The sequence below is a fragment of the Chelativorans xinjiangensis genome (assembly GCF_009812055.1).
In the GTDB taxonomy this organism is placed as follows: Bacteria; Pseudomonadota; Alphaproteobacteria; order Rhizobiales; family Rhizobiaceae; genus Chelativorans; species Chelativorans xinjiangense.
Genome location: NZ_WQNH01000001.1, coordinates 332,680 through 349,650, shown reverse-complemented (window position 1 = coordinate 349,650; position 16,971 = coordinate 332,680). Strand labels below are relative to the sequence as shown.

Genomic DNA, 16,971 nt, shown 5'->3' with positions numbered 1-16,971 from the left:
CGCCGGCCGGGGCTAAGGAGCGTTACTCCGCCACGCTGGAGGAACCAGTCGCGGCAGCGTGATGCAGTGAGATCAGCCCCAGAAATCCTGGAGCGTGGTCATTGGAATGGGTCTTTCGGCGCCCTGTTGAATGCTTTCGCCCAGGGAAGCGCGTCGCGCATCAGCGCGTCGGCCGGACGGGCAATGTCCAGGGTAAGCGTGTGCGGCTCGCCCTGCGGCTCCTCCAGCGTGGCGAACTGGCTGTCGAGCAGGGAGACGGGCATGTAATGGCCCGTCCGCTTTTCCATGCGCGACAGGATGAGGCCGCGCGCGCCCTTCAGGAAGATGAAGCCGAGCGGAACGCCGGAGCGGGTGCGCAGGCGCTGGCGATAGGTGCGGCGCAGTGCCGAGCAGGCGGCGACGGCAAGGCCGGTCGGGCCAGCGGCCCTGCCGATCCCTTCGCCGAGGCGGTCGAGCCAGGGCCAGCGGTCCTCGTCCTCAAGGGCGATGCCGGCAGACATCTTGGCGATGTTTTCGGCCGGGTGAAACTGGTCGCCCTCCAGAAAGGGGCAGGCGAGGGCATCGGCTAGAAGCGCGCCGAGGGAGGATTTGCCGCTGCCGGCAACCCCCATGACCACGATCCCTTTCACCCTTTTCACCACCGCCGCCCTCTCAAATCGACGCGGTGATGCCGCCGTCGACATAAAGTGTGTGCCCGTTGATGAAGGACGAACCCTTGCCGGCGAGGAAGACGGCGGCGGCGACGAGTTCCTCCACCTCGCCCCAGCGGCCGGACGGCGTGCGCTTCTCGAGCCATTCGGTGAAGGCGGGGTCGTCGACGAGGGCCTGATTGAGCGGCGTCTTGAAGTAGCCCGGCGCGATGGCGTTGACCTGGATGTTGTGGCGCGCCCAGTCCGTCGCCATGCCCTTGGTCAGGTTGCGGATGGCGCCCTTGGTGGCGGTGTAAGGGGCGATGCCGGGCCGGGCCAGCTCGCTTTGCACCGAGGCAATGTTGATGATCTTGCCCGCACCGCGCGCGATCATGCCGCGGGCAACGGCCTTTCCCACGAGATAAGCGCTGGTGACGTTGGTCTTCAAAAGCAGCTCCCACTTGTCGTCGGGAAAATCCTGAAGGGGCGTGCGGAACTGCATGCCGGCATTGTTGACCAGGATGTCGATCGGGCGCTGCGCCTCGATGCCGGCGATGGCGGCGTTGACCGCCTCGGCATCGGTCACGTCGAAGCATGAGACGAGGACCTCCCCGCCGGCCTCGCGGATGACCCCGGCGGCGGCTTCGGCACGCGCTTCCTCGCGCCCGTTGACGACGACGGCCGCGCCGTGGGCGGCAAGGCCCTTGGCGAGCGCGAAGCCGATGCCGAGGCTGGAGCCGGTGATAAGCGCCGTCCTGCCGGCAAGGTCGAACAATTCAAAACGCATGGGCCGGCCCTCCTTGCCGCTTAATCCTATTCGGGTCTCAGGCGGTTTTCAGCCGCTCGCCCACGTCGCCGCGATAGGTCTGAAGGTGGGTGTGGATGGCGGACTGGCAGGCCGGGACGTCGCGCTCGACTGCCGCCTTCAGGATCGCAGCATGCTCGGAGGTCGTTTCCGGGCGGAAGCCCGCGAATTTCAGCTCTGCGACGACCTGCTGGCGGAACTGCTCGTAGATGTTGCGATGGGTGGCGCGCAGCACGTCGGACGGGCAGGCCGAAAGCAGGGTTTCGTGGAACTCCCAGTCGATGCGCGTCCAGATCGGCACGAAGGGGGCGATGTCCGCAGCGGCCTTCATCTTCCGTTCGATGTGGACCAGCTTGTGATGCGCCGCCGTCAGCCGCGCCTCCCACTCCAGGTCGCCGTTGAGGATCGCATCCTTCGCGCCCTCGCACTCAAGGAGAATGCGCAGATTCATCATGTCGGTGAGCTGCTTCTCACTGGCGAAGGGGACATGAAAGCCCCTCTGCTCCTCCTGCGTCAGCAGGTTTTCGTGGGCAAGGCGCAGGAAGATCTCGCGCATTGCGCTGGCGCTGATGCCGTAGGCCTCCTTGAGCATGTCGGGGCGCAGCTTCTCACCCGCCTTGAATTCGCCGGCCATGAGCCGCGCCTTGACGGCGCGGTAGATGGCTGACGGCCTCATGGCTGTTTCGGCATTCATCGGTACTCCCCCCGGTGAGGGGGCCTCGGCGTTGAGTCTTGCGCTCACTTTATTGCAAGTTTTGTAATCTGCAAGGAATTACAAAATTTTCTGTATTTTTAAAAGTTGGCTTGTGTCGCATAGCACGCGTTGATAAGTTTCCCGACAGCCGTGGAGAGGATACGGCTTCACCTGGAGCGATGGGCCGAACAGATGCCCGCGGAAAATGGGAGGAAATTTTATGAAACTTAAGAAGACGCTTTTTGCGACCACGGCGGCAGCGGTGCTTTTTGCCACCGGCGCACTTGCCCAAACGACCACCCTGCGCATTCAGACGCACTATGCGCCGGAAACGCCGTCGGGTCAGCTCGCCGCTCAGTTCGTCGACGACGTCCAGGTTATGTCCAACGGCGAGATCCAGATCGAGATGTTCTATTCGTCCGCGGTCGTAAAGACCGTGGAAGCTTTCGACGCTGCGGCGACCGGCATTCTCGACTGCGACATGACGGGCGGTGCATACCAGACGGGCAAGAACCCCGCCTTCCAGTTCGTGGGCGACATCATGGGCGGCTACGACACGCCCTACCAGCAGCTTTCCTGGCTTTACTACGGCGGCGGCCTGGAGGCGGCCCAGGAGCTTTACAACAAATTCGACATGCAGCTCATCGGCTGGTGGATTTACGGTCAGGAATCGCTTGCCTCGACCAAGCCGATCGCCGGCGTCGACGACCTGAAAGACTGGAAGTTCCGCTCGCCCCCGGGCCTGGAAACCGAGATCTTTGCCGCGCTCGGCGCCAAGCCCACGGTGATGGACTTCACCGAAATCTTCACCGCGCTGGAAACCGGCATCATCGACGGTGCCGACGCGTCCGGCCTTGCCAACAACAAGGGCCTCGGCCTCTACGATATCGCCAAGCACGCCAATTTCCCGGGCTTCCACTCCATGCCGTCGGACCATCTTGCCTGTAACAAGGCCAAGTGGGACGCGATGCCGGAGGCGCACCGGCGCATTATGGAAACGGCCATGGAGAAGTTGGCGCTGCGCACCGCGCTGACCTTCGAGAAGGAGAACGCGGAAGCCGCCGCCGAGTTGGCGGAGGCCGGTGTGACGGTTCATAGCTGGTCCGAGGAAGACCGCGCGGCTTTCCGCAAGGTCGCCCAGCAGGCCTGGGAAGGGTGGGCCGAAAAGACCCCGGAGGCCCGTGCGCTGGTCGACAGCCACAAGGCCTACCTGAAGCAGCTCGGGCTTCTGTCCGAGTAAGCTGAACGATAGGTGGAAGGCGGCTTCACGGCCGCCTTTCCTTTACCAAGGCGGAAACGGAGGGTGTCGTGGTCGAGCACGAGAAGACGGGCATCATCGACAAGGTCACCTGGTCCATAAGCCGGGTCAGCATGATCCTGCCCGTCGCCATCGTGGCCGTCATGTTCTACGAAGTGGTGCTGCGGTACCTGTTCGCCAGACCCACGCTCTGGGCCAATGAACTGTCGCTGTGGCTTGCCGGCGCCGTCTATCTGCTGGCCGGCCTCTATGCCATGCAGCAGCGAAGCCACATCCGCATCACATTGCTCTATGATGCTTTCCCGCGCTGGGTTCGCAAGACCTGCGATCTGGCGGCCCTTCTGTTCCTGTTGATTTTTGTCTTCGCCGTGATCTGGGGTGGATTCGGGGAGGCCTGGGTCAAGCTCAACCGATGGGAAACCTTCGGCACGGCGTGGGACCCGCCGATCCCTGCGACGTTGAAGCCGCTCATCCTTGCCGTTCTCGTGCTCACCGCCATCCAGGGGATTTCCAATCTGATCTACGACTGGAACCGGGATCCCGAGGAACACACGCCGCTCGATGAGATCGGTATCGATGTCGAGGCGATCAAGGAAGAAGCGGACAAGCCGCGCGGCTGACGCACCACTTCAACCGTAAACAACCAGATCACAATAATAGCGGGGACGGGGAACCATGGATATCGGCGTCATCTCCTTGACCGTGCTCTTGGGCATGCTCGGGCTTTTGGCCATCGGCATGCCGCTTGGTTTCGCCTCGGGTTTCCTCGCCGTCGTCGTGATGGTGATGAAGTTCGGGCCCGAACTGCTCTTTTCGAGTTTCGGCACTGGCCCGCTGAATATCCTGGCCCAGCGCATGTACGGGCTGTGCACGGACTATGTGCTGATCTCGGTGCCGCTGTTCATCCTGATGGCGACGCTGCTGGAGCGCTCGGGCATAGCACGGGACATGTATGACAGCCTCACCCGCTGGCTGAACCGTACGCGTGGCGGCATCGCCATCGTGACCTCGATCATGGCCGTGGTGATGGCGGCGATGTCCGGCATCATCGGCGGCGAGGTCGTGCTGCTTGGCCTGATCGCCCTGCCGCAGATGCTGCGCCTCGGCTACAACCAGAACCTTGCCATCGGCACGATCTGCGCATCTGGTTCCCTCGGAACCATGATCCCGCCGTCGATCGTGCTCATCATGTACGGCCTGATCACCGAAACCTCGATCCAGGCCCTCTTCACCGGTGCCTTCGTGCCAGGCTTCATCCTGGCCTTTGGCTACATCATCTACATCATCGTCCGCACGCGGCTGAACCCGTCTTTGGCGCCTTTGCCGGAGCCGGAGGACGATGACCTGCCGCCGGCGGAGAAATACCGCGCCTTTGCCATCCTCATGGGCTGGTTCGTCGGCGTGTGGGGCGGCGGTGCGCTGGTGCATGCCGCGCTGATCGAGACCCAGAATGCTTTCGGCTTGCTGAGGCCCAGCGACTACGCCCCCTACAGCGGCTCGCAATTGTTGTTCTACGGCGCGCTTGCGCTCGCCGGGCTCTTTCTTCCCACACTGATGTTCGGTGCGGCGAGGGCCAGAAAAACATGGGCCATGTCAAAGGGCCTGGTCGCGCCGCTGGTCGTCGTCTTCGTGGTGCTTGGCTCCATCTATGGCGGCGTGACCGGCATCACCGAGGCCGCCGGGATGGGCACGGTCGCGGTCCTGGCGCTCATCATCATCCGGAAAGAATTTTCCGTTGCGCTGGTCCGCGACGCTCTGATGCGCACCTTCAGGTCAACCGGCACGATCATCTGGGTGACGTTCGGCGCGACGGCGCTGGCCGGCGCCTATACGATCGCCGGCGGGCCAACCTACGTGGCCAACCTGATCGTCGGCGCGGAGCTGCCGACGATCGGCATCCTGCTGGTCATGATGGTCATCTTCCTGTTTCTCGGGGCCTTCATGGACTGGGTCGGCATCGTACTGCTCGTGATGCCGGTCTTCCTGCCCATCGTGCTGAAGCTGCCGCCCGAGGAGATCGGCCTGTTCGGCCCGCTTGCCGACGCGCGCTCCTATGTGCCGGTCTGGTTCGGTATCCTGTTCTGCGTGAACATGCAGGTGTCTTTCCTGTCGCCGCCTTTCGGGCCCGCCGCCTTCTACCTGAAATCCGTGGCGCCGCCCCACATCACGCTGCCCGACATTTTCCGAGGGTTCCTGCCCTTCATCGCCATCCAGATCCTGATATTGATGCTGGTGCTTTTCTTTCCGGAATTGACGATGTTCTTCCGACAGTAGCGCCCGGAGAACCTGCCCTTATGGCCGGCATAGCCGCACGCCCGATCGAAGACAGGCCGATGCTGGGCATCGTCCTGATGCTTTTCACCTATTTTCTATTCTCCTGCGTGGACGTGTCGGCCAAATGGCTGGCGCTTGCGGGCCTGCCGGCGGCGCAGCTCGCCTTCATGCGTTATTTCTGCCATGTCGTGATCTCCGTCGGGCTGATCGCGCGGGAGGGCGTTTCACTTTCCCGGTTCGGGACGGATCGGGTGGGGCTCGTTCTGTTGCGCTCGGTCCTCCTGGTGAGCTGCACCGTCCTCAACTTCATCGCCGTGCGCTACCTGCCGCTGACGCTCACATCGACCATCATGTTCTCCTCGCCGATCATCATCTGCGCGCTGTCCGGCCCTTTTCTGGGCGAGAAGGTGGGTGTGTGGCGGTGGTCGGCGATCGTCGCGGGCTTCGGCGGCATCCTGATCGCCATCCGGCCGTTCGACGCCGGTTTCCACTGGGCGGTGTTCCTGTCGCTCGGCAACGCGCTGGCCTTCGCCATCTATGCGCTCATCACGCGCAAGCTTTCGGGCAAGGTGTCGTCGGACACGATGCAGCTTTACAGCGGGTTGGTGGGGGCGGCGCTGCTTGCACCCTTCGCGATGGCCGCATGGCAAAGCCCCGCCACACCGCTGGATTGGACGCTGATGGTCGGGCTCGGCGTTTTGGGGTGGGTCGGCCATGAGATGTTGACACGCGCCCACGGCTACGCGGCGGCCAGCGCGCTGACGCCGTTCTCCTATGTCTTCATCATCTATCTGGGGACCTGGAGCTACGTCGTCTTCGGCGATCTGCCGGACCGCTGGACCGTCCTCGGCGCACTTATCATCACTGCGGCCGGCATGACCATCTGGCTGCGCGAGCGCTGGTTGGCGAAAAGCGAGCCGGGCCGGCTGGTGCGGCACCCGGCTGCCGAGACAGGCCGTCCGGCCTGAAGCGCTGCCGGCACCGGTTGTCCGCAAGAAAAGGCCGAAGCCCTCCGCGCCTCGTCATTGCTCCTGGGCGGCAAGGATCGCTTCGGAGCGGATCTCCTCGGTCAGCTGCGAGCGCAGGGCGCTGAATTCCGGGCTCGACTTGATCGTGTAGTGGCGCGGGTAGGGAAGATCGACCGGGATGATCGACTTCACCCGCCCCGGTCTTGCCGACATCGTCACCACGCGCGAGGCGACGAAGATCGCCTCTTCGATATCGTGGGTGACGAACAGCACCATCTTGTGCTCGCGCTCCCAGATGCCGAGGAGCATCTCCTGCATCAGGCCGCGGGTCTGATTGTCGAGGGCACCGAACGGTTCGTCGAGGAGTAGGATCTTCGGATTGTTGGCGAGCGCGCGGGCGATGGCGGTGCGCTGTTGCATGCCGCCGGAGAGCTGCTTCGGCCAGTGCCGCTCGAAGCCGTGCAACCCCACGCGGTCGATATAGTCGGCGACGATCTCGCGCCTTTCGTTCTCCGGCACGCCCTTTTCGCGCAAGCCGAAGCCGATATTGTCCTCCACCGTCAGCCACGGGAACAGCGTATAGGACTGGAACACCATTCCGCGGTCAGGCCCGGGGCCCCTGATCTCCCGGCCGTCGAGCACAACCTTGCCGACGCTCGGATGGTCAAGCCCGGCGACGATGCGCAGCAGCGTCGACTTTCCGCAGCCGGAGGGGCCGAGGATGCTGACGAAGTCGTTTTCCGGCACGGTGAGGCTGGTCGGCTGCAGCGCGGTGGTGGGCTTGCCGCCCCGCACGCCGGGAAAGGTGCGGCCCACCCCGTCGATGACGAGCTCGCTCATGCGAGCCTCCACGAGAACAGCCACTGGTTGACCGCCTTGAAGAGAGCATCGGAGATCAGGCCGATTATCCCGATCACGATGATGCCGAAGATGATCTGGCCGGTCGCCATCAGCGCCTGCGAATTGATGATCATGTAGCCGATGCCGGAGGAGGCGCCGATGAGTTCGGCGACGATCACATAGGTCCAGGCCCAGCCCAGGACCAGGCGAAGGCTCTCTGCGATGTCCGGTGCATTGGCCGGCATGAGCACGCGGCGGACGATGCCCCTGTCCGTGGCCCCCAGGGTGTAGGCGGCCTCGACAAGGTCCCGCCGTGTATTGCCGACCGAGCCGGCGACCATCAGGATGATCTGGAAGAAGGCGCCGATGAAGATGACGAGAAGCTTCTGCGTCTCGCCGATGCCCGCCCAAAGGATCAGCAGGGGCACGAAGGCCGACGCGGGCAGGTATCGGGCGAAGGACACGAAAGGCTCAAGCATGGCCTCGATCGGTTTATAGGTGCCCATGGCGATGCCGATGGGCACGGCGATAAGGGCGGCGATCGCAAAGCCACCGACGACCCGCCATACCGTCATGGCGATGTCGTAGAGGAAGCCGCGCTGGCTGAGGAGATACCAGCCGTCTGCAACCATCGTCAGCGGGTCGGCCAGGAATGTCCGCGATACGAACCCTCCGAAGGTGGCAAGCGACCAGAAGGCGACGAAGAAGACGAAGAATCCTACTCCGAGCAGAACGCGGGTTCCGTAGCCGACGGGCTGGAAAGGACGAAACATGCGGGTGATGATCCTCGTTTGGGAGCGGCGGCGCGACCATGGCGCCGCCGCAAGGGGACGGATGCGCGGCCGCTCGAACATCTGCCGGCGGGAGGGCGGCGGGGAGGTGCCAAGCGTTTCCCCGCGCCGGAAAACCGTTACTCGATGAAGCTGGTATCGACGATTGCCTTGATGTCGGGCTTGCTGCGGATCACGCCGATCTCGAGCAGCAGATCGGCCGCTGCCTCGGAAAAACTCCAGAACTCGTCGGAGAAGAAGGTCTCGTTGGCCTCGCGGTCCTGCCAGCGCAAATATTGGGCGGAGGTGGCAAACTGCTCGGCCGTCTGGTTCACGTCGGCGCCCATCGTGGCGTAAGAGCCGTCCTGGTCGGATTCGATCAGTTCCAGCGCCTCGAAATAGCTGTCTGCGAGCGCCTTGGCGGCCTCGGGATTTGCTTCGAGGAAGGCGGGTGTGCAGCCGAAGGTGTCCATGACGGCGGGATAATCCAGCGTAGTAGCCAGGATCTTGCCCGAATCGGGGGCCTCACGGACCGTCGACAGATAGGGCTCATAGGTCATCGCCGCGTCGTTTTGGCCGGCGACGAAAGCTTGCGCGGCGGGCCCAGGTTCCATGTTGACGATGCTCACGTCCGACATCGCCATGTCGTTCTCGTTCAGCATCCAGGCAAGCAGGAAATATGGCGACGTGCCGGGCGTCGAGGCGGCGACGGTTTTGCCCTTCAGGTCGGCGAAGCTTTCCACATCGCCGCGCACCGCGATCCCGTCGGCCCCAAAGGACTTGTCCATCTGGAATATCTGCTTGGTGTCGACGCCGTTGGCATTCCAGACGATCCAGGTCTCGACCGTCGTGGCGGCGCACTGGATGTCGCCCGAGGCGATCGCCAGATGGCGGCTTGCCTGCGGGATCTTCTCCAATGTGACATTGAGCCCGTTCTTCTCGAAGATGCCGGTTTCCTTTGCAAGCGTCAGCGGGGCAAATCCGGTCCACCCGGACAAGCCGACGTTGACATCCGTCGTTTGGGAGAAAGCTGGAGAAACACCGATAACCGCCGCCGCCAGAAACCCGACTTTTGCAATTCCACGCATGACCGTTCCCCGTTGCCGATTTTGTCTATACAAATCAACACCGCGTTGCTCGAAGCCTGTCAAGAGCGTTTTCAGCGGCTCGTTGCGGATTTTCCAGGCCTGCTCAATTTTTACGCAGGAACATTTCCGGATTGTCGAAACAGCGGGCACATCGTGGGGAGCCGAGGGGTACTCGGCTTCACGCCCTACGCGCGCTTCCTCAGAGTTGCGTAGATAACGTTGCGGTTTGAGCCGAAGTGCACGGAAGCCTCGACGGTGTTGCGGTCGACGCTCGCGTTGATGATGTTCCACATGTCTGCTTCCGAACGCAGCAGCAACGCCCAGTTCATGAACGTTTCCATGTAGCCGTCGACGCTGATGTCGTCGGCAAAATTGGCAAACAGGAACGTGCCGTTCGGCTTCAGCATTCGAAGGCAGGCCTGCGTGAGCCGCACTGCGACCTTGTGGGAAAGGTAATCGTAAAGTCCTGCCGCATAGACGAAGTCGAACCGGCCAAGACTGTAGGCGTCGGCCAGCAGTCCCCGCACCGAGCCTTCGACCGCCTCCACGGATGTCGCCTGGAATTCGCGTGCGATCGAGCCAACACTCATTGGATCCTGGTCGAGGGCCACCCAGCGATCGATGCGCCCTTCCCGAAGGGAATTTGAGTGTTCCGCCTCACGCAAGTGACCACAGGCGACCGCCAGGATCTCCGTCTCCTTGCCCCTGGCGGTCGCAATCTCGTCGACCTGTTTTGCCAGGAGGTCGCGACGTTCCCGCACGGCGACCGACGACGAGGCGTTGTAGGTGTACCTATAGAGCGCCCGGCCAAGGGGAGAAGCCTTGGCGATCGCTCCCGCCACACTGGGATGGCCGTATATGAAGTCGAGCAACTGCGCGTCGCCGGAATAGCCCCTCGGCTTTTCGAAGGACCAGCGTGTAAACGGATCCTGCAGAAAGAACTCGGAGACCGGATGCCCCTGCACGACCGGGATCAGGGCTTGCCAAACCCCGTTTCGATAACTGCGGCGCATATGATGGAGTTCTATGGCCGTTCGATCGATTACCTGGGAGGGGTCTCGACCGTTTTCCAGCTGCTGCTTGGCGATGTTCAGCACCAGCGCCAGCCGGGCTTGAGCATGTGCAAACTGTTCGGCGAGAGGCTTGCCCACCGCCGAACCGACTTCGGTCGCAATCGCTTCGGGAGTGATGAGACTCTCCCCATCGAAAACCATCCCGCTCATATTTTATGCCCCACTTGGTTAATGCGTATTAACCATACCGGGGGACGAAGGCTTTTGCCAACCGAGGATGAGACAAGCATGACGCGCGGCTGGTCTTCTCACCTTGGTCAACCAAACCTCAACGATTTTAGGAAAAATCAAAGCTTCTCACCCAGAATTCCGTAAGCTGGCCGGGTTATTCTGTCTGTTCGGGCACGCGCAGAAGGCCCAATCGGTAGGGTGGGGGGTGTGGAATTTTCCGTATCTGAGCGTCATTTGATGGATGAGCGGGCGGCCGATTCGCTCGACAAGCGCGCAGGGCAGCGGGAGAGCCTGCGTACGGGAGAACTGCGCGCACTCTACCGAGAGCAAGATGAGAGCGGGCGACGGGCGACGGCCAGGCATGGCCTCTGGCTGGGGGTCGGTGCCTACCTGCTTTATTCGATCACCGACATACTGCTCGTTCCCGATGTAGCAATCTACACGATCGCTGCGCGTGTTGCGGTTGCAGTCGTCGTGCTCATCTTGATCGAAGTCCTCGTTCGCGCGGAAGCCAGCCCCGATGCGCTCGACCTGGTCTGCGCCGCTGCCCTGCTAGCCGGCTATCTCGGGTGGCTTAGCCCCTCGATGATGACGAAGCATGTGCAAAGCTTTTCCCATTACATGGTGTTCGGCACCATCTTCATGATGGGAGCCAACCTGTTCTTCAGCTTCCGCTTCGTCCTTTCGGTGATCACGTCCGGTGCGGTTCTCGCCGGCTCTTTGCTGGCCCTGACGCTGTTTCCTGCGGATGTCTCCTATCAGATCGCGCTCGGAACATTTTACATTTCCTGCTTCATCTTCACGTCGTTCGTGAACTGGAAGCTCAACAAGGAGCGATACAACGTCTTCTTGAATGCCATGGAAGCGAAGCTTCAGCACGAAGAGGCGACCGAACGGGGCGAGGCTCTCCTGAGGCTGTCGAGGACCGACCCCCTGACTGGTTTGGACAATCGCAGAGCCATTGAGGAAAAGCTGCGACAACGCTGGTTTGAGTGGCGCGCCTTTGGGAGAGGATTTGCGGCAATCCTCATCGATATCGACTTCTTCAAGAAGTTCAACGACCATTACGGACATCAGGAAGGCGACCGCTGCCTGTCCGTGGTGGCGCAGGCTCTGGGCCGGACCGCAGCCCGACACAACGCCTCAATCGGACGATACGGTGGCGAAGAGTTTATCGTCTTGGCGGGCATCGATGAACAAAAGCAGGTCGCGCATCTTGCCGAGGAGATCCGCCGCACTGTCGAAACTCTGGCGTTGCCACATGAGAAACGGCCGGACCGGCCCTTTGTCACCGCAAGCGTCGGCGCATCCTTCACCAGAAACGGGGACGGCACGAAGCTGGAGAAGATCATCCACGAGGCCGACAGGGCCTTGTATCTGGCCAAAGGCAAGGGCCGCAATTGCGCTCGGCTGTTCGATCCGAACGATTCCGAGAGCGGTGAGGAAGGCGAAGACATAGCGGCCTTGCTGAAGGTCGCGATCGAGCAGAACCTCATTTCTCTCGTCTATCAACCAATTCAGGACCTCGCGAACGGCCGAATCGAGGCTGTCGAGGCCCTCATGCGGCTTAGAACCGTCGATGGGAAATCCGTTGCGCCGAACCTGTTTATTCCCGTAGCGGAGCGGACCGGCGCCATCGCGAAACTCGGACATTGGGCCATAAGCACTGCCTGCCGGAAACTCCTGGAGGAGCCTCAGGTATCCACCATCTGCGTCAACGTCTCGCCGATCCAACTGAAAATGCCGGGCTTCGCCGCGTCCGTGGCGGCCATTCTTGACGAGACCGGCGTGTCCGGCAGCAGGCTCACCTTCGAAATCACGGAAGGGGTGGAGATGGCGATCCACAACGACATCATCCGCTGCGTGAGTGAACTGAAGCGGCTGGGCATCCGGTTTTGGCTCGACGATTTCGGGACGGGTTTTGCAGGGCTTTCGTGGCTGCGGCTGATCGACTTCGACACGGTGAAAATCGATCAGTCGTTCCTTCACGGTGCACGCGGGGAGGCAATGCTCCAGGATATCGCCGGTCTCGTTCGCAACCGCGGCTCAAGGGTGCTGGTGGAAGGCGTGGAAAGCGAGGATCAGTTGGCGCTCTTGCGCGCCTTGGGCATCGACCTGGCTCAGGGCTTCTATTTGGGACGCCCGAGTTGCGAGATGCGCTACCGACCAAGCCCGGCCACATGGAAAGAGGCGCAGCCCTTCTTGCGTATCGTATGATCGAGAGCCTCTCGGGGAGGGCGGCCGCTGCGACCTGAGATCGGACAGGATCTGCGACCGCTCATTTGTCGACTTCAAGATCGTACGACATTGACCGAACACTTCGCATGGCGGACCACCCGGGCCGTATTCGGACCCAGAAGATAGTCGGAAATCTGCGGCCGGTGCGCGCCGATGACGATCTGATCGGCCCCGATATCGTCGGCAACTTCGAGAATCTGTTCGTAGACCGTGCCGTGGCGGACGATCGTATCGACGGGCATGCCCTCGGGGGTGTTCTCGCTGACGATCTGGTTCAGCCGTTGAAGGGCTTCATTGACGATTTCCCTAACGTCGTAGTCAACCGAACCGCCAGTCTCTCCGCGGATCGCGTAGCGATAGTCGAGGCCGCTGACAAAGTCGGGCACCACCGTCATGACGGTCAGCTTGGCATTGTCGCTGATAGCCTGGCTCAAGGCTGATGAAAGGACCTTCGTCGAGGTCTCAAGGTCGGCCAGATCGATCGGAACAAGAATGCTGCTGGTCATTGGAGTGCTTCTCCTTCGCAATCAGCGGTGTTCGGGGCGTATATAGAGCCAGCCCAACCACAAGATCAGGAGGACGATCGCCAGGTTGAGCAGCGACACGTCGAGGGCCGGATTGATCGCCGCCGGCAGCTCCGGTTCCGGCGGCGCCAGCGCGGCCGCCTGCTTCAGCGTCGGGTCGATCAGCGTGGTTCCGGGGATCGCATCGACGAGCGCGGTCACGGCCGTACCGGGTAAGGCAGAAATAGACGTCGCCACCGCGCCCGGCCCCTGGTCCCCAACCATATCGGTCGTGTCGGGAGCGACGCCCGCGAGCACGACCTGTTCGCCCAGAGTGTCGATTGCGGTGAACTGGCGCGGATACGTGCCGGACGGTACCCGAACCTCGCGCAAGAAGGGGAAGCGGACGAGATTGGCCTGCTCCTTCCAGCCGTCGAGCGCGCGCAGCGTAAGCCCGGTTCCTTCCGTAAGCGCGGCGACCGTCTCGTCCCCCATCGGAGCCACGACAAGGATGCCTTCGGCTCCGCTCGATTCCATTGTGGCGAGCAATGCCTCGGCGGTCTCTTCCTCGGCCGCCTCGACCGTAGCCTCGAGGCCGAGCCCGGCGGCGATCGTGGTGCCCAGGCGATTGCCGGCCGAACCTGGCGGGCCGACGACGATCGAACCGATCGCACGCGTATCGGTGCCGGTGCGCGCCAAAAGGTGCACGACGGACTGGCCGACGGCGGCGACCGCCTCGAACCGCTCGTTGCGGACCGCTTCAGCGCCCGAAAGGTTGAAAAAGGCGTCCGCCTCGACCAGGGCTATTCGCGCATCGCCCGTGCCTATTGCCGACAGCGGATTGGTGCTCGCGGCAAGTTCCACCTCACGGCCCGTGAACGCCCTGCGCGCGGCCCTGAGTGCAGCATTGCCGTAGCCGGTCTCCGCCAGCAGCGGAGATGCAGATATCACGAGCGGCTCTTCGTCGGTGACTACCCCGCCTTCGACCAGTCCCATCTCGGCCAGCGCTGCGCGCGCCACCGTTTCGGCCGACCTCCCGTCGATATCGACGCGGCTGTTCAACGTGCGCATGGTGTCGGCATCGATCTTTCCGGCAAGCGCCTCCATTGCCTCGCGCAGCGCCGGATGCCTTTCCAGGCTTCCGGTCCTTGCAAGCGGGGCCGCCTCGTAGACGGGGAAGAACGAAAGATCGTCATCAAGGACGACCATGCCGTAATCGGTGATCTGGCCGTCTGTCGTGTAGACCTCGCCGACATCCACGACGCCGTCGAGCAGCTTGTCGTAGATGACGTTGCGCTCGTCCAGAGGCACGACGTCGAGCGAGCCGAATTCCATGCCATAGCGCGCGGTCAGAGGCTGCAGCCCGTCGAGCGGCCGTGTCTCGAAATCGGCTTCTATGCCGAAGGTCAAGTCACCGGCGTGGGCGGCAAGGTCGGAGATGCTTTCGACACCCAGTTCCTGCGCCCGGTCGGCCCGCATGGCGAGGCCGAAATTATTGGCGAAGCCGAGGCGCGGCAGCCAGGTCAATCCAAGCGGCGCATAGAGTTCCTGGACCCGTGTCGTCGCCGCATCGCCGTCCGAGAGCGGGTTCTGGCCGATCATCACCAGTCCGGTGCCGTTGTAGTCCGGATAGATGTCGACATCGCCGCGTTTCAACGCCTCGAGGATAGACTGGGTGTTCGGATATTCGATCGGGCCGGCAACGGGAATGGCCTCTTCGCGGATGAGGATCGCGAACATGTGCGCAAGCACATTGCTTTCGCCGAAGTTTTTGGAGCCGACGGTGATCGTGTCGCGACTATCGGAACAGGCGGCAAGCAGCAGAAAGATCAGTGAGGCAAGGATTCCGCCAAGGCGTTTGGACATATCCTGTTCCTCCTCCCTTGACCGGTTTCACGCCCTGGCCCGGCCGACGGTCGAGCCGCGCGCCTCGATCGGTTTCGGCCGGTCGGTGCGTTCCTTGCGGATTTCGCGCATGAAGCCGACGATCTGAATCAGCAGGATGACCGAGAACGGCAGCGCGCCGGTGATAGCCATGGCCTTGGCGACCGGTACCGACTGGGTAAAGATCGTGCCGACGGTGATCGCGGCAATCAACGTCCCCCAGACCATCTTGTGGCCGATCGGCGGGTTGAGATTGCCTTCGGACGTCATCATCGAAAGGACGAACGTGCCCGAATCGGCGGAGGTGACGAGGAAGATGAAGACGAGGGCCACCGCGAGCGTGTTGAGCACGACCGTTCCGGGGAAATAGTCGAAGAATATGAACAGGGCTTTCGATACGTCCTCGAAGACGACATCGGCGAGACCGCCGCCGCCGTACAACTCTATGTAAATACCAGCGCCGCCGAAGACGGCGAACCACAACATCGAGAACAGCGTCGGCACGATGATGACGCCGAAACAGAACTCCCGAATGGTGCGCCCGCGCGAGATGCGCGCCACGAAGATACCGATGAACGGACCCCAGGCGATCCACCAGATAAGATAGGTCAGCGTCCAACCGGTCATCCAGCTTGTGAGACCCTCATAGGGGAACAGACGGAAGGACAGAGCGACGATGCGGGTGAAATATTCGCCGATCGTGTTGAGGAACGTTTCGAAGATGAAGGCCGTCGGCCCGGCGAACATGACCATGAGCATCAGCGCGATGGCGATGATCATGTTGAGGTTCGACAGGATCTTTATGCCCTTGTCGACACCGGTGGTCGCCGAGAGCATATAGCAGACATAGAGGGCGACCATAATGCCGAGCGACGTTGTCAGCGTCTCCGGCACGCCGTATGCGAAGCCGAGGCCGGAGCGCACTGAAAGCGTGCCCATCGCCAGCGAACCGGCCAGCCCGAACACCACGGCGAGCACGCCGAGGATATCGGCGACATTGCCGACCACGTTTCCCGACGGTCCTTTGAAAACCGCTTTGATCGGCGTCGAGATCATCGAGCTTTCGCCGCGGCGGAAGGTGAAATAGGCGATCACCAAGGCACACACGCCGTAGATCGCCCACGCATGCAGGCCCCAGTGAAGGTTGGTAATGACCATCGCCTCGCGCGCGGCGAGCGCGGTTCCTCCTACCATCCCGGGCGGATCCTCGAAATGATAGACGGGTTCCGCGACCCCCCAGAACAACAGCCCCGAACCCATACCGCCGGCAAACAGCATCGCGATCCATGACGGCGTGGAGAACTCCGGCTCCTCATCGTCCCTGCCGAGCCGGATGTGCCCGTAGGGTCCAAAGGCAAGATAGATGCTCAGGATCAGGAAGGCGGTGCAGATCAGGAGCCAGTACCAGGCGGCGCCATTGAGAAGATAGTTTGTGAAACCGAGCATGGTGCCGGTCATGCTGTCGGGATCGACCAGACCCCACCCCCCGATCATGACGCAAAACACCATCGACACGGCGAAGACGACATTCATCTTGTTTCCGGATTCCGCTTTTTGCGTCATCGCGGCCCCTCCAGTGAATGGTCGGCCTACTTTCGACCACATACCGGGCAGGTGCAACCTAAAGATTTACGGTCCCGGCATTGTGCCGTTTGTGCGGGAAGGTTTTTGTTTCGCCGGAAGACAATGGCATCACCTGGTAGTCACTTCCGTCGGTCTCCCGGCTCCCTGGGGCGGCACAGACATTGAATACTGGATGCACGGCGTCGTGCACGC

15 protein-coding genes are annotated in these 16,971 nt (G+C 62.2%); 5 read left to right on the top strand and 10 right to left on the bottom strand.

What is annotated here, in order from left to right:
• Window positions 1–98: 98 nt before the first annotated feature.
• Genes GM910_RS01575 through GM910_RS01565 form a run of 3 tightly spaced genes read right to left on the bottom strand, consistent with a single transcriptional unit; the run spans window position 99 to window position 2,128 of the window.
• Complete coding sequence (locus tag GM910_RS01575) at window positions 99–683, bottom strand: gluconokinase (protein WP_201285381.1); 585 nt, start codon at window positions 681–683, stop codon at window positions 99–101.
• Complete coding sequence (locus GM910_RS01570; protein ID WP_159585714.1) at window positions 652–1,416, bottom strand: SDR family oxidoreductase; 765 nt, start codon at window positions 1,414–1,416, stop codon at window positions 652–654. The genes GM910_RS01575 and GM910_RS01570 overlap by 32 nt, the downstream gene beginning before the upstream one ends.
• A 37-nt stretch (window positions 1,417–1,453) precedes the next feature.
• Window positions 1,454–2,128, bottom strand: a complete 675-nt coding sequence (locus GM910_RS01565; RefSeq protein ID WP_159585713.1) for a GntR family transcriptional regulator — start codon at window positions 2,126–2,128, stop codon at window positions 1,454–1,456.
• 220 nt (window positions 2,129–2,348) lie between these two features.
• Between GM910_RS01565 and GM910_RS01560 the strand changes: the two genes are divergently transcribed.
• The 4 genes from GM910_RS01560 (at window position 2,349) to GM910_RS01545 (ending at window position 6,628) form a co-directional block, all read left to right on the top strand.
• Window positions 2,349–3,368, top strand: a complete 1,020-nt coding sequence (locus GM910_RS01560; protein WP_159585712.1) for a TRAP transporter substrate-binding protein — start codon at window positions 2,349–2,351, stop codon at window positions 3,366–3,368.
• A 68-nt stretch (window positions 3,369–3,436) separates the two neighbouring features.
• Window positions 3,437–4,006 (top strand): TRAP transporter small permease subunit, encoded by a 570-nt coding sequence (locus GM910_RS01555; protein WP_246225805.1) that lies wholly within the window; start codon window positions 3,437–3,439, stop codon window positions 4,004–4,006.
• Between the two features lie 55 nt (window positions 4,007–4,061).
• Entirely contained in the window at window positions 4,062–5,660 is a 1,599-nt protein-coding gene (locus GM910_RS01550) for a TRAP transporter large permease (RefSeq protein WP_159585711.1), read from the top strand.
• Between the two features lie 20 nt (window positions 5,661–5,680).
• Window positions 5,681–6,628 (top strand): DMT family transporter, encoded by a 948-nt coding sequence (locus GM910_RS01545; protein ID WP_159585710.1) that lies wholly within the window; start codon window positions 5,681–5,683, stop codon window positions 6,626–6,628.
• A gap of 54 nt (window positions 6,629–6,682) precedes the next feature.
• Here the strand turns inward: GM910_RS01545 and GM910_RS01540 are convergent, their stop codons facing one another.
• From GM910_RS01540 to GM910_RS01525, 4 genes are all read right to left on the bottom strand, one after another.
• Window positions 6,683–7,468: an ABC transporter ATP-binding protein gene (locus GM910_RS01540; protein WP_159585709.1), complete on the bottom strand. Its 786-nt coding sequence runs from the start codon at window positions 7,466–7,468 to the stop codon at window positions 6,683–6,685.
• Window positions 7,465–8,241, bottom strand: a complete 777-nt coding sequence (locus tag GM910_RS01535) for an ABC transporter permease (protein WP_159585708.1) — start codon at window positions 8,239–8,241, stop codon at window positions 7,465–7,467. Before GM910_RS01535 ends, GM910_RS01540 begins: the two co-directional genes overlap by 4 nt.
• A 137-nt stretch (window positions 8,242–8,378) precedes the next feature.
• The gene (locus GM910_RS01530) at window positions 8,379–9,317 is read right to left on the bottom strand and encodes an ABC transporter substrate-binding protein (RefSeq protein WP_425482644.1); all 939 of its coding nucleotides are present in this window, start codon (window positions 9,315–9,317) and stop codon (window positions 8,379–8,381) included.
• A gap of 194 nt (window positions 9,318–9,511) precedes the next feature.
• The gene (locus tag GM910_RS01525; RefSeq protein WP_159585706.1) at window positions 9,512–10,549 is read right to left on the bottom strand and encodes a class I SAM-dependent methyltransferase; all 1,038 of its coding nucleotides are present in this window, start codon (window positions 10,547–10,549) and stop codon (window positions 9,512–9,514) included.
• A gap of 258 nt (window positions 10,550–10,807) precedes the next feature.
• Between GM910_RS01525 and GM910_RS01520 the strand changes: the two genes are divergently transcribed.
• Window positions 10,808–12,787, top strand: a complete 1,980-nt coding sequence (locus GM910_RS01520; protein ID WP_159585776.1) for a putative bifunctional diguanylate cyclase/phosphodiesterase — start codon at window positions 10,808–10,810, stop codon at window positions 12,785–12,787.
• A 74-nt stretch (window positions 12,788–12,861) separates the two neighbouring features.
• Here GM910_RS01520 and GM910_RS01515 read toward each other — a convergent pair whose 3' ends face one another.
• Genes GM910_RS01515 through GM910_RS01505 form a run of 3 tightly spaced genes read right to left on the bottom strand, consistent with a single transcriptional unit; the run spans window position 12,862 to window position 16,758 of the window.
• On the bottom strand, window positions 12,862–13,314 hold the full coding sequence (locus GM910_RS01515) for a universal stress protein (RefSeq protein ID WP_159585705.1): 453 nt from the start codon (window positions 13,312–13,314) through the stop codon (window positions 12,862–12,864).
• A gap of 21 nt (window positions 13,315–13,335) precedes the next feature.
• On the bottom strand, window positions 13,336–15,177 hold the full coding sequence (locus GM910_RS01510) for a glycine betaine ABC transporter substrate-binding protein (RefSeq protein WP_159585704.1): 1,842 nt from the start codon (window positions 15,175–15,177) through the stop codon (window positions 13,336–13,338).
• 27 nt (window positions 15,178–15,204) lie between these two features.
• The gene (locus GM910_RS01505) at window positions 15,205–16,758 is read right to left on the bottom strand and encodes a BCCT family transporter (RefSeq protein ID WP_246225804.1); all 1,554 of its coding nucleotides are present in this window, start codon (window positions 16,756–16,758) and stop codon (window positions 15,205–15,207) included.
• Window positions 16,759–16,971 lie beyond the last annotated feature (213 nt).